We start from the raw sequence: 20,503 nt of genomic DNA, 5'->3' as shown, positions 1-20,503 counted from the left end.
TGGCAGGAACGGCTGGCCACAGGTGTCACACCGGGAATTCGAACGCCACAGTGACCCTCCGCGACCGCTCCCCAAGATCTGTGCCAGAGCCGCGAAGTGGCCCCACCTCGGCGCTTGCGGTCAGACGGTTCCTGTGGTTCCCGGCAGGGGCGGTGCTGCGGATGTCTTTGTCCAAGCAGGAGCTGTTCGACCGGATCCGGCGGGACAGCTGGCAGCGACCTCTGAGAGTGCGCTTGCCCCCGCCACCCCTGCGTGAGCATCGCTCAAGTGAAGTCGGGGACATGATCGTGCGCCCATTGACGGAAGGTGCGAGCGGGAGTTCCCGTTATCTGCTCAAGCGTGAGGTAGGCATCGTCGTCCGGGGCGCTCGTGTCGTGGGGTTCATCTGTGATGCCTTCGACGCCGTCGTAACTTTCGCAACGACGTCACCCAACTCCTGCCCCTGATCGACAAGATCCCGGCCGTGGCCGGCACCGTCGGCCGGCCCAGACGCAGGCCCGACGCGCTCCTCGCCGACCGCGGCTACGACCACGACAAGTACCGGCGCCTGCTGTGGCAGCGTGGCATCCGCCCGGTGATCGCCGAACGAGGCACGGAACACGGCTCCGGCCTCGGCATCTTCCGTTACGTGGTCGAGCGCACGATCGCCTGGCTGCACGGCTTCCGCCGCCTGCGGATCCGCTGGGAACGACGCGACGACATCCACGAAGCCTTCCTCGGCCTCGCCACCTGCCTCATCACCACCGCCACGTCCAACGCCTTTGTTAGGACCTCTAAGGGCTTGCCTGGAATCAACACGTTGGTTTGATCTTGGTTTCGTCAGGGTCGAGGAACCGGGCGACGTCGTCTGGCGTGCGGAAACGGGCTGTTGAGGCGGGGATGCAGACTGCGTTGGCTTCCAGGAGCGGGCGGACGTCTTTCACTGCACGGCTGATGGTCATGGCAGTGGTGTTGAAGAGCTGGCCGAGAAGCTCCTGAAGACTGTGTTTTCGCAGGTAGAGGATGGTGACCAGGATCTGGTCGGCGGGGGTGAGTGTGGGTTTGCGGCCGGTGCCCGGGGCGACGCGGCGTGGTCCGCCGCGGGCTGCGTGGCGGACCTGTTCGCGGTGCTCTTCCAGCGCGGGGATCAAGATGTCGGTGAGGTCGCTGAGTTGCTTGCGGGGCATGCCGGTCAGTTCGGGGTGCTGCAGGTCGTGGAGTGTGAGGGGGCGAGAGCCGTCGGCTGGCCGCCCGCGTTGCCGGGGAAGGTGCGGGGGCGGTTGGTGATCTGCGGGGTGGAAGGTGTAGTTCCAGTCTCCGTGGAAGCGGTGGCGTGTGATGGGCAGGGCGGCGATGGTCTCGTCCCCGATGCGGATGCCGGTGGGGTACTCAGCGTTGTCGAGTTCGGCGTGCACCGTCAGGCCGGTGCGGCTGGTCGTCGCGGCGATGGCCTGGAGCATGACTTCGTGGCTGGTCAGGGGTCTCCCGCGCCAGTTCATGGTGATGTGGGAGAACAGCCGGTGTTCGATCTTGTTCCTCGATGTGCCGGGCGGCAGGTGACACACAGTGATCTCCAGACCGGTTTCTGCGGCGAGGTCGGCCAGGTGGGTCTTCCAGCCGCGGGTGCGGTAGCCGTTGGAGCCCCCGCCGTCGGCAGTGATCAGCAGCTGGCGGGCGCGGGAGTAGTCGTGCCGGCCGACCGCCTGCCACCAGCGGCGGATCGAGGCGACAGCGAACGCCGCCGTGTCGTGATCGGTGCCGATGGTGACCCAGCCGGTGTTCGCCGCCATGTCGTAGATGCCGTAGGGGATCGCCTTCTCGGCCTGGCCGGGGAAGTCGTGCGTGTTGACCTTCACGGGTTGCCGGGCGGGCCGCCATTCGTGCCCGGCGTTCTTGTAGTCGCCGATCAGTTCCTTCTTCTTGGTGTCCACGCTGATCACCGGGTCTCCGGCGTCCCGGTGATCGCGTGCCTGCTCGTTGAGGTAGCGGAACTGGGCGTCCCGATCCGGATGCTGAGAGCCTTCGATGGTCTTGGCGTTGGCCTGCAGACTGAAGCCTTCCTCCCGCAGCAGGCCGGCGACTGTGTCGGCGCAGACGCGGTGGCCCTGCCGGGTCAGCTCCGCTGCCAGCTTCCGGGTCGACTTCGTCGTCCAGCGCAGCGGCGACATCGGGTCACCCCGCTCGTCGGGCTCGACCAAAGCCAGCAGCGCGGGCCGCAGCCCCGGGTCGACCTCGGTCGCCTTCTTCCGGCCTCCGCCCGCCCGGCGGACCCGTCCCAACGGGTCCTGGCCGGACTCCAGTTCAGCCACCCCGCGCGAGACCGTGCCCTCCCGGACCCCGGCCGCAGCGGCGACGAGCCTGATCCCGCCATGCCCCAGCGACCGCGCTTCCGCCCCTATGGCCAGCCGGCGCTGACGCTCATCCAGATGCGGCAACAACGCCTCGAACTTCGCAGCCAAGGCGGCCTCGATCCCCTCCGGTCTCCCCATACCAGAACAACGATCCGCGCAGCTGGAAGCCACGACTTGTTTCCCGGCAAGCCCTAAGGGGTCCTTCCCTGTCAGGTTCAGCGTGTTGAGCCGAGGGGTTTCTCTTCATCCGCCGGCAAAGCGACGGCGCGCTGGCCGTGTTGAAGGTTGTTGACGGAGTTCGCGAGCGACGGCATGATGACCGACTGCGTGGCCTACGCCGAACCTCCCGCGACCGTCCCCAGCACGGTCTCCCACCGGAGGCAAAGGGACCAGCGTCTCAGGTCGTTGTCGCAGCCCGATCGCCTCGGGCGAGGTTGCTGGGGAGCCGTCGCTCAAGGCGTGGAAGGCCGCGATGACAGCCCGTAGGAACTTCAAGCGCCAGGTGCGTGCCCGCGCCGCCAAGACCGGTGAGTCCTACACGTCCGCCCTGCGGCACTTCCTTCCGACTCCATCAGGAGACGTCATGCCGGAAGCAAGGAATCCCAAGAGCGTGCGGCTCGCCGTAGCGCAGACGCTCGTACGCGAAGACCCCCGAGACGTTGAAGCGCTGCGCGAAAGCGGGCGTGAGGTCCGTGCTCTGATGCGCGAGGCCAGTGTTCAGGGGGCGAGGATCGTGCACTTTCCGGAAGGCGCGATCTGCTTTCCCAGCAAGTTCGTCATGTCCGTCGACGGCCCGGACGAGGTCGGCCCGGCGGACTGGGACCGGTGCCAGTGGCTGGTGCTCCAATCGGAATTGGTGGCGATCGCCGAGCTGGCCCGCGAGTTGCGGCTGTGGACGGTGATCCCGTCGGTGCATCGCCTGACCGGCCCGAACCGCCCGCACAACAGCCTCTACGTCATCTCCGATCGCGGCGAGGTCGTCACGCGTTATGACGAGCGCCTGCTGTCGAAGACGAAGGTCTCGTACATGTACTCGCCGGGCGTCTCACCGGTGACCTTCGAGGTCGACGCTGTGCGCTTCGGCTGCCTGCTCGGCATGGAGATCCACTATCCAGAGTTGTTCGCGGAGTACGAGAATCTGGATGTCGACTGCGTGCTGCTCTCCACCAGCGGCACGCCGGGCAACACCACCGCCCAAGCCCAAGTCCAAGGCCACGCCGCGTTCAACAGCTACTGGGTCAGCCTGTCGGGGCCGGCACAGGACAGCGTCACCGCACCGACCGGAATCGTCGCTCCCAACGGCGACTGGCTTGCGCGGTGCCCCGCGGACGGTTCGCCATCGGTAGCCGTCGCGAACCTCGACGACAGCTCCGAGGCCGCCACATCGGCACTGACCTACGCGCGTCCCTGGCGTCGTGAGTCGCGCTCGGGCCTCTACACCGAGCACCAAGTGAGCGACCCTCGCAGCGAAGACCGGACAGCGGCCTTCTAGCTCGGAAACAGAATCCGAGGTGTTCGCGCGCACGGGATGGCTCCGGGCGCCGTGAACACCTCGGTTTCAGTCTGTCCCGCACCTTGGTGAAGCTGACGAGGGCATTACGGGACGTCGGGAGGCATCGGGCGGGCACTGTCTCGGCCCCGGGTGGCTTGGGTGGGCAGCGAGCGGACGACGGTCGTGTGGTCGGCGAGCTGCTGGCCGGGCGGATCGCCGACCGGCTCTTCGAATATCCTCCAAACGCTGAACACTGCCACGGGGGAGCGAGATGACGGCGGAGCGCATCGTGCGGCTGGGTCCGCTGGAGCAAGTGCAGGTCGATGTGGTCAGGCATCCCGGTGCCACACTGTTCACCTTGCTCTTGGGTGTTCTCGGTGATCATCCTGTCGATGTACCTGATCTGTGGCGCAGGACCGTCCACGACTCCGCTCCCGCTGCTGCCGTGCCCCTCGTCCGCACGTTGCTTTCCACGGCACATGTCGTCATACCGGACAGCCTGGCCCTGACCTCCGAGCTGCGCAGCACGAAGATGTCGGCCACCTTGGACCAGCTGATGTCGCTCAGCTCCGACGAGTTCGCCGACGATATGGCTGCGCAAAGTCCCGTCTCACCGCCTCCGGCCCTGCGGAGGGTTCTGGACTCGCCGCGTGACTACCTCACGGCCTACCAGCACGTGGTCACCTCCGTCTGGGAGGCATTCGAGCCGTTATGGAAGCGGGCAGACGGCCTGATCGGACGGGAAATGGAACGCGTCGGGCTCGCCACCGTCACCGGCAGCCTCGCCCCCGTGCTGGCCGGCCTCAACTCCAAAGTCCTCTACCGCGACGGCGTATTGCAGCTGCCGCCCTGCGACCCCGGAGCACCCGCAGAACTCGGCAATCGCCGCCTCATATTCATGCCCCTGGCCTCCGGCCACCGGGCCGGCCTGTACGACGCCGTACACCCGGAACATTTCTGGATCGGATACCCCCTGCCCGGCCTGGGCCACATCACCGGTGCCTCCCCCGACAGCCCCGCCCCGGCAGATGCCGCGCTCGTCCTCATCCTGGGAGCCGTACGGGCAGCGATCCTGCGGCAGCTGACCCGCCAGCCCGCAGTCGGCGAACTCGCCCGCAGCCTGCACATCAGCCCAAGCACCGCCACCTACCACTGCGATCAGCTTGCCGCGGCAGGACTGCTGGAACGCGAACGACACGGCCAACACGTCCGCTTGCGGGCCACGGCCCGAGGCATGGCCCTCCTCGAACTCCTGTCCGCCACCCCAGCAGACTGAACCGCAAGGAGACCTGTCGCTCACCCGGCTCCGCGATGTCGCGGAGGGGCTGCGGGGACACGACCCGGATCGGCTAGCCGGTGAGGTCGTGAAGCGGTACGGCGGGTCGCCGCCAGCGTTGCGGCGCCCGCTGGTGGACGACCTGCAGGGCTTCCTCGCCACGTACTGAAGGTCGTGGACGGCGTGGCGCGGGCGCTCGCACCGCGCTGGCACGCCGCCCGGCGGCTGCTGGCGCGAGAGCGAGCGGAACGGGATGGCCGCCGCTGCAGCCGACGTCCACGACGGTGCGCGACGCACCGGCCTACCTCACGCACCACTTCACGGCCCTGAGGGACTTCTACGTTGATGCAGCGCGGCGGGGGCTGTTCGTCGTGTTGTGGTGGGACTGAGCCCTACCTGGAGCTATCTCGGTAGTTCAGAGAATCCGAAGCACACCTGAACTGGGCACTCATCACCATGATGACCCGGCGTCTGACCCACAAGATCCCTCGAACGAGCCAGTGGACGCGGAAGGCGCCGACCACCGGCTGACGTCGCGCCTGCTCGTAGGCCGGCGGTCTCGGAGCTTGTCGCGGAAGGCGAGCGGTGCCCCGCGCCGTGTGATCAGGTGCGGCCGGCTTCCGTCCGCTCACCGTTCCGAACGAAGGAAAGGGCCCGCCAGCAAGCTGACGGACCCTCGCTACAAGATCGCGCTAGCGGTGAGTACCCACTACTTCGGGATCTGGCCACAGCAGGCTACGGTCTCGGTCTGGTCAGCACCGGCGAACGGCGCTACGGCAAGCACAGCCGCCAATGCAACGAACAAACCGAGTACGGCTTTACGCATTTTCTTCTCCTGATTGCCGGAATCCGGTGCCGCTTCGAGCGGTCACTGATACAGATGCGCGAAACAGCGCGCTAACGGTGAGTACCCACTACTTCGGGACAGGGCCGCAGCAGGCTACGGTCTCAGTCTGGTCAGCACCGGCGAACGGCGCTACCGCGAGCACAGCCGCCAATGCAACGAACAAACCGAGTACGGCTTTACGCATTTTCTTCTCCTGATTGCCGGAATCCGGTGCCGCTTCGAGCGGTCACTGATACAGATGCGCGAAACAGCGACTGGGACACGATTCTTGGAGGGCGGCGTCGGCCGATCCAGCATTTCGAGAAACTTCGAAACGTCCGGGCCAGCAGACGCCGGGCAGGAGCGGGAAGAGGAGCGGAGCGGGAACGGAGTTGGGACGTCATTCGCCGCGCGGATCGCGCGCCGGCGATCGTGGCAGCCGCCTAGTAGGTCTTGGCCAGGTTGGTATCGCCGTGGGTATGTCGCGGTGACAGGTGGGGAAGGCGCCGGTCCAACAGCGAGGACCAACCGCATCTCGCGGACGACCTGGTTGGCTTTATCGGTGAGGTGAGGATCGCGCTCGTCTTCCACCCACGCGCGCAGCTGCGCGATCACCGCGTCGTGGCCGGAACCCGCAAGGGACGGCGTGCGCTGGGCTGCTTCCGGCAGGCGGTGCTCGTCCTGCGCTGGTTCCTCGACGGCACCCGCCTGGCCCAACTCGCCCGAGACAACAGGGTATCGACCTCCACCGTCTACCGCTACCTGCACTAGGGGCTGACCGTTCTGGCGGGCCGGGGCACCGGACCTCGCGACCGCGCTGGAGCGCGCGAAGGAGGCCGGGCTGACGCACCTGAACCTCGACGGCACGCCCGGCCCGACGGAGCGCCCCCCGGGCCGGGCAGGTCGAAGTCGGGGCGCCGAAGGCGTTTCCGCTCGGGCGCTGGGTCCACCAGCAGCGGAAGGCGCTGCGGGCTGGGGAGCTGGAGGAACGGCGCAAGGAACTGCTGGACGCGCCGGAGGCCGGGATGGTGTGGGAGCCGGGCGAAGAGGCGTGGGAGTCCAAGCTCGCTGCGCTGCGCTCCTACCGGCGGGCCACGGGCCACCTTGCTCCCCGCCAGGACCAGGTCTGGGGCGAGGGCGAGGCGATGGTGCCGGTCGGTCAGCACATCGCCAATCTCCGCCGGAAGGGCGGCCTCGGTGTGAACAGGCACCCCCATGACAGCCAGCCATCCTCGCGATTGGCACCCGACGGCAGCAGCTTGGTCACCCGGTGACAGCCATGATCGCTACCGCTGCGCAACGTGAGCAGGGACAGCCGTCCCGTCCTTGCTGACGCCCATCCAATGCCAGCACCGCACCCATTCACAACCACTAACTCTCGCATGTGTTACCCCAGTTCGACACATGAAGACCCAGCATGGCTCGGTATGACGCCACAGATCGGCATGCTTGGGCGTGCACTGTCTCGTGACGACCTGGGTGAACCCATTGCTCAGCGCCGGGTGCGTCGCCCCGGAGGAACGCGGCGCCCGTCTCTCTGCCGACGTGCTCGCCGAACGGCTCCGTCACCTGCACGAGCAGGGAGCGGTGCTCTCCACGCTGGGGACGACATCAGGCCGGTACGTCCGCCGTCTCGGCTGGGAGGCCCCCGTCCCCGTCTTCGCGTGGTCCATCGCCACCGACGACCTCAAGCGGGCCTTCACCCGCTCGGGGATGCCAGTCGAGCTCGGCCGCACGACGGAAGCCGACGCGCTGCAACGCCGCCTGGCCCCGGAGTGGAACGGGCCCGTACTGCGCCCGCCCTGGTGGCCCGCCTGGATCGACGACAAACAGCAGCTGACCACCTACCGGTTCGGTCCGGCCCAGGCCCCCACGGGACTGCTGTCCTTCGCCATGAAGCGCGGCGAGCGGCACGGGATGCAGCTGACCGTGCACGACTTCTGGGCCAGCGACGCAGACACCGTCGCCGAGATGTTGGCATTCCTCGCCCTCCATCACACGCGGGCGCCAGCCATCCACTTCCGCCGATCAGCCCTTCCCCCGTACCCAGCGCTGCTGCATAACCTCCACCGATACCGCCTCACGGCGGAGGCGTGGCACCCGTGGATGCTCCGCATCCTTGACCTGGAGGAAGCGATGCGGCTGCGCGGCTGGCCGGATCACCTCGACACCGCGATGCCTCTGGCCATTGAAAGCCAGGACGGCGAAAACTGGGACCAGTACCTGCTCGAAATCAAGGGCGGCACAGGTCAGATCACCAAGACACACACCACCAGCGAAGCCCGGCTCACCCGACGGCAACTGGCCGTCTGGTACGCCGGCGGTTACCGGACAGCGACCGCAGCACGCCTGGCGGGAGTGGAAGCCACGTCCGACGAAGCTCTCTGCAGACTGATCCGCACCACAGAGCATGAACCCTGGTTGCCCGACCACTTTTAGAACCCGTCCGGATCCTCAGCAACACCGGGAGCGTCAAGGCATCTGTGCCATCGCCGCCCAGAAGGTGGCAGACCACGCCGCTGCTACGCCTGCATGGGACTCCTGGCCGACCCGTCGACGTATCGTGGCGGCTTGACCTGGGTGGTGGCCACGAGTTGGCGGTGGTCGAAGTCCGGCCAGCGTTCCCCGGCCCCGGTGTCGGGGACAGCACTGATGGCGAAAAGGCTCATGGCGATGTCGCCGTCAAGTTGGCGCACGTGCCAGGGGGCCGGGAGTCGCAACACAGGCAAGTTCCTCGATCGCGGAAAGTTCCTTGTCGGTCAGCGGATGGGGTGTATCCGTCAGGCTGCCCGCTCCTCGCGCCCAACCAGGCGACCGCGTTCCAAAGGAGCTATGGCGAAGACAAGAGCAACGATGTGGGGCGCGTTCACGACTCGCCAGTCGTGCCTGGGCAGACTGGATGAGCTTGAAGACCAGGGCCAGTCCGGCCGTGCGGCTGCCGGCGCCTTTGGTCACCTTGGTCCGAAGCCGTACGGTGGCGGGCCGTGAACGCTCCCCACCTCGTCGCCCTCGTCCGAGCGGGCGCCCGCTTCGAGCGCGGTCAGCTCGTACAACGCCCTGAAACAGGTGCGGCATCATCGAGTCCAGCCGATTCCCTGGGAGCCGACGTGGCATGGTCTGAACACGTGGTGGTGCGAGACGGCGTGCGACTTGCCTGCCGGGACTGGGGCGGGCCGGGGCAGCAGCCGATCGTGTTGCTGCACGGCCTGGCCGGTCACGCGGGTGAATGGGACGTGCTGGCCCGGAGGCTGAGCTCCAGATATCGGGTCGTCGCGGTCGACCAGCGCGGGCACGGCGCCAGCGAGCTCCACCCGCGTGACGTCTCCCGCGCCGCGTACGTCGCCGACGTCATCGCCGTTATTGACCAGATGGCGCTGCAGCGGCCCGTCCTGGTCGGCCAGTCACTGGGCGGACACACAGCCATGCTCACCGCTGCCGCGCATCCCGGGCTCGTCCGTGCGCTCGTGCTCGTCGAGGCCGGCTCCGGCGGTCCACACCCGAACGGCCCCGTGGACATCGGTGGATGGCTCGACTCGTGGCCGACACCGTTTGCCTCACGCGAAACGGCGGCCGCATTCCTCGGCGGCGGACCGGTCGGTGCAGGCTGGGCGGCCGGGCTGGAAGAACGCGACGGCGGATGGTGGCCTCGTTTCGACCGGAACGTGATGGTCCGCTCGCTGGCGGAGAACGCCCAGCGTTCCTTCCAGCACGAGTGGGGGCAGGTCGCGTGCCCCACCCTGGTCATCTTGGCCCAATCCAGTTTTATCCCTGCCCAGGAAGCCGACGCAATGCTTCGGCAGCGACCCGCCACCACGGCCATGAGCATCCCCGGCACCGGCCACGACCTGCACCTGGAACAGCCCGAGATCCTGCACACCGCACTCTCGGACTTCCTCGATGGCCTCACCTGAAAGCCCTACACGGTCACAACCAACCAAGGCCAGACCCCGCACCCGGCCATCGATCCGCAGATCTTGACAATTCTCGCGAGCGAGGCGCCGGTTCTCCATACGGCCTAGCCGTGAGAGCCCAGGAGCACGCCAGCGAACGCCCCGGCAAGCAGAAACGGCCCGAACGGGATCCTGCTGGTCCGGCTAGCCCGACCCGCGAGGATGAGGGCAATGCCGTACAGCGCGCCGAACAGGTACCCCGCGAAGGTCCCGATCATGACGATGGCCCAGCCGTACCAGCCCAGGACCCCGCCCAGAGCGAGGGCGAGTTTCACATCGCCGAATCCGAAGCTGCGGGGGGTGAGCAGGAACAGCACGAAGTAGCTGCCCCCCAGGGCAAAGGAGCCCAACAGCGCAGTCGTCCAGCGCCCGTCGGTACCCGGCAGCAACGTGGCCGCGCCGAGCAGGGCAAGCGTGATCACTGCGAACGGCAGGGTGACGATGTCGGGCAGCCGGTGTACCGCGAAGTCGACGACGGCGAGCAGTACACCAGCTGGGACAAGTAGCAGCCAGACCACCAGTTCGGGGTGGGTGCCGACGGCGGCCGCCAATACGGCGCAGGCCACGGCTGAGGCAGTAGCAAGGAGAGGTGTGCTGGGGCCGTACGAGTCTCCGTCGGTGCAGCGGGCCCGCCCCAGCCATCCGTTCCCGGCACCGATGAACAGGTGTCCGGCAGGACACGCCGCTCGCCACGGCTCATCGGGCGGCACAGAGAGCCGGTATGCGGCGTGCGGTATCAGTAGGCCCGTGCCGACACCCCACAGGGCGGCCACTGTGACGATCCAGGACGTCTCCACCGGACGGAGCTTAGACGCCGCTCTGCCCAGTGCTGACGTGACCTACTAAGAGGTCGCGTGGATAGGTCCAGCCCTCGGACACGAGGCGGCCGGACTGCCAGATGGGGTTCAGCACGCCAAGGACCGCTGCGAACGGCGGGCCGACGATCCAGCTCAGATGTCACACCTCAAGCTTCGGCTCCGAACCCGCCAGGTCCTTCAGTCTCTCCAGGTCGCCGCTGACCGACTGCCGTTCCTCATCGGTGAGTTGGACCGCGGCGGCCTTCTTCAGCGCGGACACCGCCGTGGTCTCGTCACCGAGCCGCCCGGCCACGTCGGCGCGCAGGACCAGGAGGCGTACGAGCTGCGCGGGTGTCGGCCGCTCGCCCTCGAGCCCGAGCACCCGGTCGATGATCTTCGCCGCACCTGCTGGGTCTTCTTTGGAGTCGGCGAAGAGCGTGGCGTTGTGCAGTGCTCGTGCGAAGGTCTCCTTGGGGGCGGGCCGGTGGTGCAGGTCTTCGCTGGTGGGCTGCCCGACCCGGATGCAGTTGCCGCCGGGGTCGGTCATCAGGAACTGCCGCACCCCGTAGGACATGTCCTTGAGCGGCCCGATCCGCGGAATGCCCCGGCTCGGGATCTTCCCGTACGCGGCCTTGAGCCCGGCCCGGAACGCCTCGTACAGCCCGTCCACGTCATCGGTGAGGACATAGCAGGTGCTGTAGGACTCGCTGGGCTCGTACTTCTTCATGCCGAAGAACTGCAGCCCGATATCGCCTCGCTCGACAACCGCGAACGGATTGGGGCTCTTCTGCAGGAAGGTCACCTCGAAACCGAGAGCCGTGTAGAAGTCGATGACGGGCTGGATGGTCTGACAGGGGAGCAAGGGAATCGTCTTTTCAGCCACACCTACTACACTAATCAAACTTGATTAGAAGGGGAAGGGTTGAGTTTCCTGCATGTCCGCGATCCGTCTCCTCGTGTTGGGTGCCGTCCGCCGACGCGGCCGCGCGCACGGCTACCAGATGCGCAACGACCTGGAGTACTGGGGTGCGCACGCGAGGTTGGTCGCGGATCCGCATCGCTGGTTTGAGGTGCGGTGTTTGCGTGGCTCATTCGGGGGTTCGGTGTTGGATGCCTGGCCGCTCCGCTCACTCGGTCATTCCTCCACGGCTGTGTCGCCGTAGCGCCGCGCGACCTCGTGGAACGCCTCCTTGGGTCTGCACGCACCGTCGCCGGTCACCGCCACGACCCCGAAGCCGGCCTTGTCGAGGTCGAGACGAGGGTCGTGGTGATGCGGGAAGTCGGGCATGGCGAAGGTGAACACGAAGCAGCCGTGCACGCCCTCCGCGTCGTACTGGTCGATGAGTTCACCGAGGTAGCGGGCCTGGACGGACTCGTCGCGGGGGTGGTCGCCGCGGATGCGCGGGGGTACGGCAAACCAGTTGACGATCCAGAAGGAACCGGCGCCCCGCTGGTCGGCTCCGGTGAAGGCACCGCACCCGAACTCGGTGATGACGACGGGCTTGTCGTGGTCGCGAACCAGGGTACGCAGGCGGTCTGCGTAGGTGGTGTGGTTGCGGCCGGAGCGGTAGAGGCTGACGCCGACCAGGTCGAACAGCGACCAGTCGACGTGTTCCCACCCGGCCGCGGAGTAGGTGACCGGCCCGCCGAAACGGCGCCGCGCGGTGGTCACGGCGGTGGTGAGCAGCCGGTGGAGCCGCCGGTCGATCCTGCGCCGCAGCAGGCGGTGGAAACGCACGATGAGCTTCAGGCGCAGGAACGAGCGAGGTCCGGGGACGATGCCGGGCACGGTGTGGGAGAACTCGCTGCCGACCAGGAGCGTCACCCGGTCCGGGTGTTCTAGGCGGAGTTCTTCGGCCGCCTCGGCGACGGCGTCCAGGTGCTCCAGCAGCTTCGGCTGAGGCAGCTCGGGAACGTGGGGCCGGATGTAGACGCCGAGACCGGACTCGAGGGCGGTGCGGGCGGCATCGATCAACCGCTTCCCGTCCCCGATGAGCATCACCGTGGTGCAGTGCAGATCCCGGGCGATGACCTCCATGTCCCGCCGTACGTCATCGGTGCTCGCCTCACCGACCAGGTAGGAGATGCCGCGGACGGTCAGCATGCGCTCGGCTCCTGTCGACGCAGACGGTGGGCGGCCATCAGGAGAAGGACGGCGACACCACCGAGCATCGCGGCGTTGACCGCGTACTTCACCATGCCCTCCACGTTGCCGCCGAGCGGTTCGACCAGGAAGGACAGCCCGGCACGGACGACGAGGGCACTGCCCGCAGCGGCCAGTACGTGCCGACGGCCCCAGCCCCGGCGGCGCGACCAGCGCACCAGCAGCCAGCCGAGTACGACCATGGCGACCACGTTCACCGCCACCCCCACCCAGGTCGCCGGCAGCAGCTGACTGGCACACCATGCGACCCCGGTGACACCGCCGACCAGCCACCACGACGGCGCCTTTGCCTGCGACTGGGTCCTCGCAGGCCGGACGGTGAACGCGGCGGCGATCAGGGCGATGGCAACCACTGCGGCGCCGATCAGCTGCGCCGGGCCGGCGGTGGAGTCCGCTGACGTGTCGCTGAAGATCAGCGCGGCGCCCAGCGCCCACAGCGCCACCATGACGCCGACGCCCACGGGGCCCAGCCATCGCCGGTCAGCGATGCGCGGGGCGCAGGATTCGATCACCGCGATCGGAGCGGCGAAACTCCAGATCACATGCCCCCCGACATAGTTCAGCAAGCTCGCCGCATCGACCCCCAGGCCCGGGATGAGGGTGACCAGCGCCTGGGTCGCCCAGTCGGGGTCATCGGGGTTGATCTCGTGGTGGAACAGGGTCTGGTCGATCAAGCCGGCCTGGATCACCCCGAAGGCCGCGCTCAGCAGCAGGATCGTGGGCCAGCCGCGACCGGTGCGCCGAGTGATCTCGCGGATGAGCACCGCGACGGTTCCGTAGAGCGGCGCGAGGATGAGCAGGCCCGCCAGCAGCTCCAGCGGCCGGTTCGTGCTGTCGCTGTAGCCGATGAGGTACTCCGCGCTGATCGGGGACAGCATCAGCAGGCCGGCCACGGCCACCCAGCGGTGCCGAGACCGCGGCAGTGCGGCGGGAGCGGATATTACGGGCATGAGGATCCTTTGGGGGGCCGGGCCGTCATCGGTGCGGTCGACGCTAGAGCGACCGTCGGCGGTCGGGCATCCGTCTTCCGTCCAGGAGCACATAACTTCCGTCTAGAAGTGCGTGGCCCTCCGTCCATGCGCGGCCTGACGTCGGTTCATGCCTGACCACGTCGATCTCACACGGGCGCGGGCGCCTGCCTCGCGGCGTGTTCGAAGGGCGTGACGAGTTCACCCGCCCCACCACGTAAGACACGGTCTAAAGTCGCAGAGGCCACCAGGACTGGGGAAATTCGCGGCTGAGTCGGGGCAGATCATTTCGACCTTGGGGTGATCGCGCAGCCAGGCGGCCAGCGGCGCGGCATCCCGGCCTGGCAGCACATCGGCCGGGCACCGCTCTTCCACGGCCACCAGGATCGTGGCGCAAGAGCCGCCCCTGTGCAGCGCGAAGCCGCCGGGCCCGAGGACGCGCACGCCAGCCTTTGGCAACTCCAGTCACCGTCGGCCCCGTCCACGCCCATGATGTGCAGCCGCGGTCACTCATGACGGTGGCCAGCGCCGCACCGCGCTTCGTCCCACGGGTGTCCCAACGAGGCGGCAAAAGCGCCCGGTCCTCGTGCGTTGCGGCGTCCCAGCATCCCAGCGGACCGCGATTCCTTGCCGGGCATCGGAGTGCCCTGCCAACGTCGGCGTGCCTCGGATATCACCGAGCGATTTCGGCGGCCGCCGGAGCAAGCAGAACCGGCGGGCCACAGGTTCGCCAGAACGCGCCCGAGCGGCCGTCCTGTGCGCGTTCCCTCAAAGGAGGATCACCACCCATGAAACGCTTACGTCGTACATGTCTCGCCCTGGCTCTGGCTCTGGGCCTGTCCCTGACCACCGCCGGCGTCTCCACCGCCGTTCCAGACGCTGTGGCCGGCTGCCCGCGGGAGGGGACCCGGTTCAAGTCGCCCGGCTACGGGGACGAGGTCTTCCTGGTCGGTCCCAAGAGCTACCTGTACTCCATCCCCGACGCGGAGGTCTACTTCGACCTGTGGGGAAGCTGGGACGGCATCGAAACCCACAACCGGGACGCCTGCAAGAAGTCCGCGACTCCGCTGCGTGGCGGCCACCTCGCCAAGTGGGACGGAAGTCCCAACGTCTACATCTGGGACGCAACCTTTCCAGAGCCCGGCTACCGCCACATCGAGAACTGGGACATCTTCAACGGCAAGTACCACTTCGACCCGGCAGCGATCAGGTCAGTGCACTGGGCAGTGATTGAGGGCCGTCTGCTCTTGCAGCATCCCTGGACATAGACGCCTCCGGGGCGGTGCGTGGCCTGGCGCAGGAACGTTCGCCCACGCCCGTGGTGTGCTGCCGCGCCCGGGGTCTGGGGGCGCGGCAGCACGGCGCTGCCCGCGGGGTGGTCAGTGGCCGATGGTGATGAGGTCCTCGAGCTGGTGGGCGAGGCCGGCGTGGGGCTGCGGGATGGGGCCCAGGCCGTCGATACGGGCCACGGCCAGGTCGTCGACGGTGTCCTTGACGGCGGCTTCGGGGACGGTGTCCGTGTTGTCGGGCAGGTCGAGGAAGACCGTCAGGGCGCCACCCGCGCCGGGCAGTCCGGTGGTGGTGTCGACGACCTCGTGTGCGACGGGCGCGTACTGGCAGGGTTCGCCTTCGAGAGCTTCGATCTGGCGGGCCCAGTAGGTGGCGTCGCGCCATTCCCCGCGGCGCAGGTGCATCAGGTAGAGGCAGATGGCGCCGGTGGCCTGGCCGCCGCCGGCGGCGAACTGGAGCCAGAACTGGGCGCCTTCCTCGCGATCGGCCAGCAGCAGCAGGCAGGCGAACGCGAGGGCGCCGCCGGGGTCGCGGGCAGTGTCGAAGCGGGCAATGCGGCGGGCGGCGTCGTCGTCGTGGATGATGCCCTGGCACAGCGCGCGCAGGTCGTGCGCGGCCCGCTCGTGCAGCAGCAGCGGCACCCTGCGCGGCGTGCGCCCGCCGCTGCCGACGATACCGGCGGGGCCGGTCAGAGCCTGTATCCAGCGCAGTTCGTGGAGCTGGTCACTGATCCGGCGGCGGGAGGCCTCGCGATGGTCGGGGGTGTAGGCGTCTTCGCGGATGCGGGCTCGGGCGAGGGCTTCGTCTATGGTCCGCGGCTGCTGCGGGCGCATGGGGGACTCACTCCTCATCGTCGGTGTCCTCGCCGTAGTCCAGTCCCAGCTGTTCGGCCAGGCGGCGCTTGGCGGCGCGGCGGGTGGAGCGCACCGTGGCCTCGCACACGCCCATCACGAGGGCGGTCCGCTTGGTGGTGAAGCCGAGGGCGAAGTGCAGGACCATGACATCAAACTGACGCTCCGGCAGGCGGGCCAGTGCCGCATACAGGCCCATGGAGTCTTCGAGTTCGGTAACCTGCGCGCGGAACTCGGCGCGGAAGCTGTCCAAGACCGGATCACAAGCCGCGCGGATGGCGCGTTCGAAGGCCAGGGTCTCCAGGGCGGCCGGCTCCTTGCCCTGGGCTTCGAGTTCGGCGGCGACGCGTTCCTTCAGCAGGGTCCAGGCGAGCGTTTCGGGTTTTTCCTGCTCGGTGACCTGCTGCCAGATCACGGCCAGGAACACGAAGGTCTGGTCGACCAGCTGGTCGGCGGCGACCTGGTCGCCTAACTGCACGAAGGCGTACTCGAAGTAGGCCTGGTGGTAGAGCTCGTGAAAGGCCCAGAAGGCCGGCGGCATCATGTCGGCGGATTCCTGCACCACCTGCTCGCCCGCGTCGTCGGGGGTCTGTCCGGTCACCGGCCTCCTCCCGCCTCGTCCAGGCGGGCCGCCTCGGGGCGGGCAGCCGGCTGCTGCCGGGCGATCAGGCTTTCCGCGCCCAGGCGGACTCCGGCACCCAAAAGGCGCCGCATGCCGGCGCGGACATCGGGCGCGAACGCCCTCGCCGCGGCAGCCGAGGCCAGCACGAGGCTGGCGACGTCGTCCAGTGTCACGGTGGATCCTTCGATCTCGTGCAGCACCGGCCGGGTCTCCCCGCGCATCCCAACTGCCGGTGCCTGGAGCCTCGTTGCTCCTGGGCACCAGCAAACAACCCTCCCCCTCGGGTTCGTGCAGAGCGCCTCACCACCACTTTTTAACGGAGAGTAGGTTTCCGGTTACAGCAAATCTCGCACAGGTATTCACCACCTCACCCGCCGCAATTCGCCACCCCGCGCGCCACCCTCACCACCTGCACCGCCACCGGCGCACGCCCCCGCCCGCCGCGATTTGCGCAAACACGCGACACCCGTGCAATTGCACGACTGTGAGCCACATCACGACCCGCCTGTCGAACCCGAACCCCGCACCGTCCGTGCCCGCCGCCCTCCCCAGGCGCCCGCACCGGTACACCCCGAGCGCCGCACCACGGTCGCCCTGCGGAGGCTCCGTACTCCAACAACCCGGCGAAAGACCTCAACCGCCAGCGGGCCCGGGGCTGCCTTGAGGGAACGTGAGCCCACATCTGCCCCGGCGCTGAACCGGACGGCGCGGCCTGCGGCTGCGGCCGGCCTGGAGCGTTCTCTCGCTGGCTGCCGGGCGACGTTCGGCCCCCGCCATCCGTACCCGATCTCGGTGGACAACCGGCCGCGCAGTTGGCGAGACCAGCGCAGGAGGTGCTGGCGGAGGCGCACACGGACCGTCCGCGGCAGCTGGACTGGCGCAGGCGGATGACGATGTGACACGGCAGGACCGGGCATCGCGGTGAGGAGGCACGAGGCGGGGCCGGGATCACGGCGGGGTGCGGCCTTTTCGCGGCGGGTGGCACACCGGTCAGCCGCCGCAGCGGGGCGCTGATCGGGCATGACCTTCCACCGTCCCGGACAACCGGCCTTCGAGCAGGCCCACCGGCACAGTTTGGCGTGTCGACGGTCAGGTCATTCCCCGGGGCTGCGGTCAGGTAACTCCCCAGTCGCTGAGGACCACAGCAGCTGTGCGACTCGGCCGCTTCACCGATCGGTAGCGCCGCCCGCCGGCTAGGGCTCGGTGAGTGCTTCCAGCTGTCGAACGACTTGTCCGATGGGTGCGGTGGCGTCGATCTCGACGGTCGCGGTTGCTCGGAGCAGTGGCTCGACGGTGTTCAGGTGGTCGAGGACGGCGTCTCGTTCTTCGGGCCGCTTGCCGTAGGGATTGTTGGTCCGCGCCGCAATCCGGGCCAGCAGGACCTCGGCGGGTGCGCTCAGCAGCACGATGTGGTCGAACAGCGGATAGAACTGGCCTTGGTTGGTCTTGCAGCCGGCCACGAAAAGGCTGGCGTCGTCGTGGCTGCCGAGCAGGTCGGTGATGGCCTGCTCGCGCCAAATCCAGTCGGCGGAACCGTCCGGCTGGGTCACCCAGCGGCTCCAGGTGTCGGTATCGGTATCCACGGTGCTGTGCCCGCGCAGGCGCAGGGAGTGGAGTGCCGTCGACTTGCCGGTGCCGGACATCCCCGTGATCAAGACTTTCGTCACGGAGCAAAGCCTATGATGATGAGCATCTCTGAATTCCGCCAGGGTAACTCGTCGCCCCACTCGGTCCGGTGTTCAACACAGTGGGCCAGCTTCTCGTACAGCTACGGCAGCCGGACATACAGCGGAGAATGAGGCCCGCCTGGGCTTGTCGTGGCGTAATACTTCACCTGCGAAAACGCGGGCGTCACCCCTGCTGGAGCAGCCCGCTGCCGCAGCAGCCCCGGCATTTACCGTGACGGCTTCCCAGGCCGCTGCTCAGGGCAGACGGCTACAACCGCCACGTGGCCGCCGCTATACGAGAACAGGGCCGACACCGTTGTCAGTCCCGAATGACACCATGCGGCCATGAGTAGCGAGTCTTTCAACTGGCACGACTTCCTGGAACGTTGGCAGGAGGAGTGGGTTCCGCGCGCGGACGAGGAGGACGACGGCGGGCAGAACGTCGTCCCTCTGGGCAGACCCGGGGCGGACGAGGCGGCGATCGCCGCGGCCGAGGAACGGCTGGGTCGACGGCTGCCTCCCTCGTACCGGGAGTTCCTGGCCGTGAGCGACGGGTGGCACGTGGACCAGACGGCCGGGGTGTACCAGCTCGGCGGCGCTGCGGACATCGACTGGTTCCGGGATCCGTTCGACATGACTGCCCTGTACGAGCAGAACCTGGGCGACAATCCGCGCGAGGAAGACGTCCTGCTGGCCGGGATGTGGCAACGGGCGCTGCGGCTGGAGACGGACTCCGACATGTCGTACGCCCTGCTCGACCCGGGCGACAGCGACCAGGACGGTGAGTGGGCGCTCTACGTCTACAAGGGCTGGAGCGGCGAATTTCCGGACCGTTTCTCGTCATTCCGCGCATACATGGAGGCCATGTACCGCCGCTTCCACGCCGACCGGGTGGAGAGATGCGACTTCGTGAACGCGACCACACGCCTCCAGGACACCCATGTGGAGGAGGCTCGCCTGCTGGCCCTGCGCGGACGGTACGAGGAGGCCCTGCCCCTACTTGAGGAAGCGCTGTCCTTCGGGCGGCCGCGGAGCGCCGTCCTGCTGAACCAGCTCCGGCATCTGCTGGCTCCACGCGGCTCCTTGGACTACGGCCACCTGGTGGCGGACCAGCGCTACCTGCCGGAGATTCTGCCCGTGGAGGCCATGAGTCCGGCGAGCGGCGAATGGCGGCTGGGCGGGGACGACCACTGGCTGGGGATGATGGCCGCCCGCGGGGCGGCCCGGGAGACCGCCGAGGCCGTCCTGAAGACGATGCGGGACGGTACCTATCGCTACGCGCCTGCCGGCCCATGGGGCCGGGCCGTCGCCGAGGCCCGGGAGCTGGCCTACTGGGGGGCGACCGATGCCGCGTGGCGGGTGCTGCGGGACGCGCTCCCGCAGTGGGAGGCTCCCGGGCCCTCGCTGATCGCCCCGATCGGTCTGCTCGCCGATCCGGTCCTGGGTTTGCTGGTCACCCCGGAGCGTGGGCGGGAAATCCTCGCGACACCGCGGGCCGGGGAGACAGGAGCAGCTCCCGAGCCGGTGTCCGATCTCGACCCGCCGGGCCTCGCATGGCTGACGGAGCCTTCGGCGAACTGGCGGCCGCTCGACGGATACCGCTGTGTCTGGGCCGAGGGAGTCAACCCCACCCGTCTGCCCGCGCTGATCGGCGAGGAAGGCGCCGAACTGAGCGCACCGACGGATCCACGCAAGGCGTCCTGGCGGGCACCCAAGCCCCATGAGCGGGAGGGCGTGGAACTCTGGGAGGACCGGGCCGTGGCCGCCGTCGGCCGCACTGCGCAAGGGTGGGCGTTCGCCTTTGACGGCCACTCCCACAGCCACCTGAGCAAGCTGTTCCTGTCTCCCGCTCCGGCCGCCTCCTTGTCCGGCCGCGCGGTGGTGGTGTGGCGCGAGCCGAGGCGCACGTCTCCAGGCGACCACCCGACCGCGTTCCACCTGTCGGTGGCCGAACGAGGCAAGGAACTCTACGCGTTTACCGTGCGGGGTACGGAGATTGAGCGCTCAGGCGCGATACCCGAGACCCTCAACCCCGCAAGGCTGTTCCGTCCGGAGGACTCTGAAATGAACTCCGAACTGCGCGTGCTGGAGGCCCTGCACACCGAACTCGGACTCTCGCTCCCCCGCTTCGCGCTGACCCAAGGCAGGCTCCCCACCTTCACCACCCGCTCCTGGACCCGGGCGCCACGCGCGGGCGAGGGGTTCGCCTACGCCTACTTCGTGCGGCATCGGCCTTGACCCGAACAGGCCCGCACCGGCCAAGGAAGGCA

The 20,503-nt window shown here is 68.2% G+C and carries 16 protein-coding genes and 5 pseudogenes; 10 read left to right on the top strand and 11 right to left on the bottom strand.

Features of this window, described 5'->3' with window-relative positions; genetic code table 11:
• Positions 1-415 precede the first annotated feature (415 nt).
• Positions 416-808, top strand: a pseudogene (locus SLINC_RS45265) (transposase); the annotation flags it as partial.
• On the opposite strand, the gene SLINC_RS45260 reads toward SLINC_RS45265, so the two are convergent.
• On the bottom strand, positions 792-2,468 hold the full coding sequence (locus SLINC_RS45260; RefSeq protein WP_237282053.1) for an ISAzo13 family transposase: 1,677 nt from the start codon (positions 2,466-2,468) through the stop codon (positions 792-794). The pseudogene SLINC_RS45265 and the gene SLINC_RS45260 overlap by 17 nt on opposite strands.
• A 445-nt stretch (positions 2,469-2,913) precedes the next feature.
• On the opposite strand from SLINC_RS45260, the gene SLINC_RS45255 reads away from it, so the two are divergent.
• The 5 genes and pseudogenes from SLINC_RS45255 (at position 2,914) to SLINC_RS45235 (ending at position 8,363) form a co-directional block, all read left to right on the top strand.
• Positions 2,914-3,822 (top strand): carbon-nitrogen hydrolase family protein, encoded by a 909-nt coding sequence (locus SLINC_RS45255; RefSeq protein ID WP_237282052.1) that lies wholly within the window; start codon positions 2,914-2,916, stop codon positions 3,820-3,822.
• Positions 3,823-4,093: 271 nt separating this feature from the next.
• The gene (locus SLINC_RS45250; RefSeq protein ID WP_067444637.1) at positions 4,094-5,098 is read left to right on the top strand and encodes an ArsR/SmtB family transcription factor; all 1,005 of its coding nucleotides are present in this window, start codon (positions 4,094-4,096) and stop codon (positions 5,096-5,098) included.
• Positions 5,099-6,497: 1,399 nt separating this feature from the next.
• Positions 6,498-6,792 (top strand): annotated as a pseudogene (locus tag SLINC_RS47025) (IS5/IS1182 family transposase); the annotation flags it as partial.
• Positions 6,793-6,820: 28 nt separating this feature from the next.
• Positions 6,821-7,123, top strand: a pseudogene (locus tag SLINC_RS49890) (helicase associated domain-containing protein); the annotation flags it as partial.
• A 268-nt stretch (positions 7,124-7,391) separates the two neighbouring features.
• Positions 7,392-8,363, top strand: coding sequence for a GNAT family N-acetyltransferase (locus SLINC_RS45235; RefSeq protein WP_159425431.1), 972 nt, complete (start codon positions 7,392-7,394; stop codon positions 8,361-8,363).
• Between the two features lie 83 nt (positions 8,364-8,446).
• Here SLINC_RS45235 and SLINC_RS48935 read toward each other — a convergent pair whose 3' ends face one another.
• On the bottom strand, positions 8,447-8,593 hold the full coding sequence (locus tag SLINC_RS48935; RefSeq protein WP_211292786.1) for a hypothetical protein: 147 nt from the start codon (positions 8,591-8,593) through the stop codon (positions 8,447-8,449).
• Between the two features lie 111 nt (positions 8,594-8,704).
• A pseudogene (locus SLINC_RS49885) lies at positions 8,705-8,903 on the bottom strand (IS256 family transposase); the annotation flags it as partial.
• A gap of 128 nt (positions 8,904-9,031) precedes the next feature.
• Here SLINC_RS49885 and SLINC_RS45225 point away from each other — a divergent pair.
• On the top strand, positions 9,032-9,835 hold the full coding sequence (locus SLINC_RS45225; RefSeq protein WP_067444626.1) for an alpha/beta fold hydrolase: 804 nt from the start codon (positions 9,032-9,034) through the stop codon (positions 9,833-9,835).
• A 104-nt stretch (positions 9,836-9,939) separates the two neighbouring features.
• Here the strand turns inward: SLINC_RS45225 and SLINC_RS45220 are convergent, their stop codons facing one another.
• Positions 9,940-10,671, bottom strand: coding sequence for a prepilin peptidase (locus tag SLINC_RS45220; RefSeq protein WP_067444623.1), 732 nt, complete (start codon positions 10,669-10,671; stop codon positions 9,940-9,942).
• A gap of 160 nt (positions 10,672-10,831) precedes the next feature.
• Complete coding sequence (locus SLINC_RS45215) at positions 10,832-11,554, bottom strand: bleomycin resistance protein (RefSeq protein WP_067425432.1); 723 nt, start codon at positions 11,552-11,554, stop codon at positions 10,832-10,834.
• 52 nt (positions 11,555-11,606) lie between these two features.
• Here SLINC_RS45215 and SLINC_RS47795 point away from each other — a divergent pair.
• Positions 11,607-11,726, top strand: a pseudogene (locus tag SLINC_RS47795) (PadR family transcriptional regulator); the annotation flags it as partial.
• An 80-nt stretch (positions 11,727-11,806) separates the two neighbouring features.
• On the opposite strand, the gene SLINC_RS45210 reads toward SLINC_RS47795, so the two are convergent.
• Entirely contained in the window at positions 11,807-12,775 is a 969-nt protein-coding gene (locus SLINC_RS45210; RefSeq protein ID WP_067444620.1) for a glycoside hydrolase family 113, read from the bottom strand.
• Positions 12,769-13,728 (bottom strand): hypothetical protein, encoded by a 960-nt coding sequence (locus SLINC_RS45205; protein WP_237282051.1) that lies wholly within the window; start codon positions 13,726-13,728, stop codon positions 12,769-12,771. The genes SLINC_RS45210 and SLINC_RS45205 overlap by 7 nt, the downstream gene beginning before the upstream one ends.
• A gap of 863 nt (positions 13,729-14,591) precedes the next feature.
• On the opposite strand from SLINC_RS45205, the gene SLINC_RS45200 reads away from it, so the two are divergent.
• The gene (locus tag SLINC_RS45200) at positions 14,592-15,071 is read left to right on the top strand and encodes a hypothetical protein (RefSeq protein WP_067444613.1); all 480 of its coding nucleotides are present in this window, start codon (positions 14,592-14,594) and stop codon (positions 15,069-15,071) included.
• A 111-nt stretch (positions 15,072-15,182) separates the two neighbouring features.
• On the opposite strand, the gene SLINC_RS45195 is transcribed toward SLINC_RS45200, so the two are convergent.
• The 4 genes from SLINC_RS45195 to SLINC_RS45180 form a co-directional block, all read right to left on the bottom strand.
• Entirely contained in the window at positions 15,183-15,926 is a 744-nt protein-coding gene (locus SLINC_RS45195) for a hypothetical protein (RefSeq protein ID WP_067444610.1), read from the bottom strand.
• Between the two features lie 7 nt (positions 15,927-15,933).
• A complete protein-coding gene (locus SLINC_RS45190; protein WP_237282050.1) occupies positions 15,934-16,545 on the bottom strand; it encodes an RNA polymerase sigma factor in 612 nt (203 codons plus the stop codon).
• Positions 16,542-16,766 carry a hypothetical protein gene (locus SLINC_RS45185; RefSeq protein ID WP_159425430.1) on the bottom strand — a complete coding sequence of 75 codons (225 nt, stop codon included), beginning with the start codon at positions 16,764-16,766 and terminating at the stop codon, positions 16,542-16,544. The genes SLINC_RS45190 and SLINC_RS45185 overlap by 4 nt, the downstream gene beginning before the upstream one ends.
• Before the next feature lie 993 nt (positions 16,767-17,759).
• Positions 17,760-18,233 (bottom strand): AAA family ATPase, encoded by a 474-nt coding sequence (locus SLINC_RS45180; RefSeq protein WP_107406776.1) that lies wholly within the window; start codon positions 18,231-18,233, stop codon positions 17,760-17,762.
• Between the two features lie 345 nt (positions 18,234-18,578).
• On the opposite strand from SLINC_RS45180, the gene SLINC_RS45175 reads away from it, so the two are divergent.
• Complete coding sequence (locus SLINC_RS45175) at positions 18,579-20,471, top strand: SMI1/KNR4 family protein (RefSeq protein ID WP_067444601.1); 1,893 nt, start codon at positions 18,579-18,581, stop codon at positions 20,469-20,471.
• Positions 20,472-20,503 lie beyond the last annotated feature (32 nt).

Source organism: Streptomyces lincolnensis (assembly GCF_001685355.1).
GTDB classification, from domain to species: domain Bacteria; phylum Actinomycetota; class Actinomycetes; order Streptomycetales; family Streptomycetaceae; genus Streptomyces; species Streptomyces lincolnensis.
Note: the sequence above shows the minus strand (reverse complement) of the source record. Positions and strands in the feature narration are given on the sequence as shown.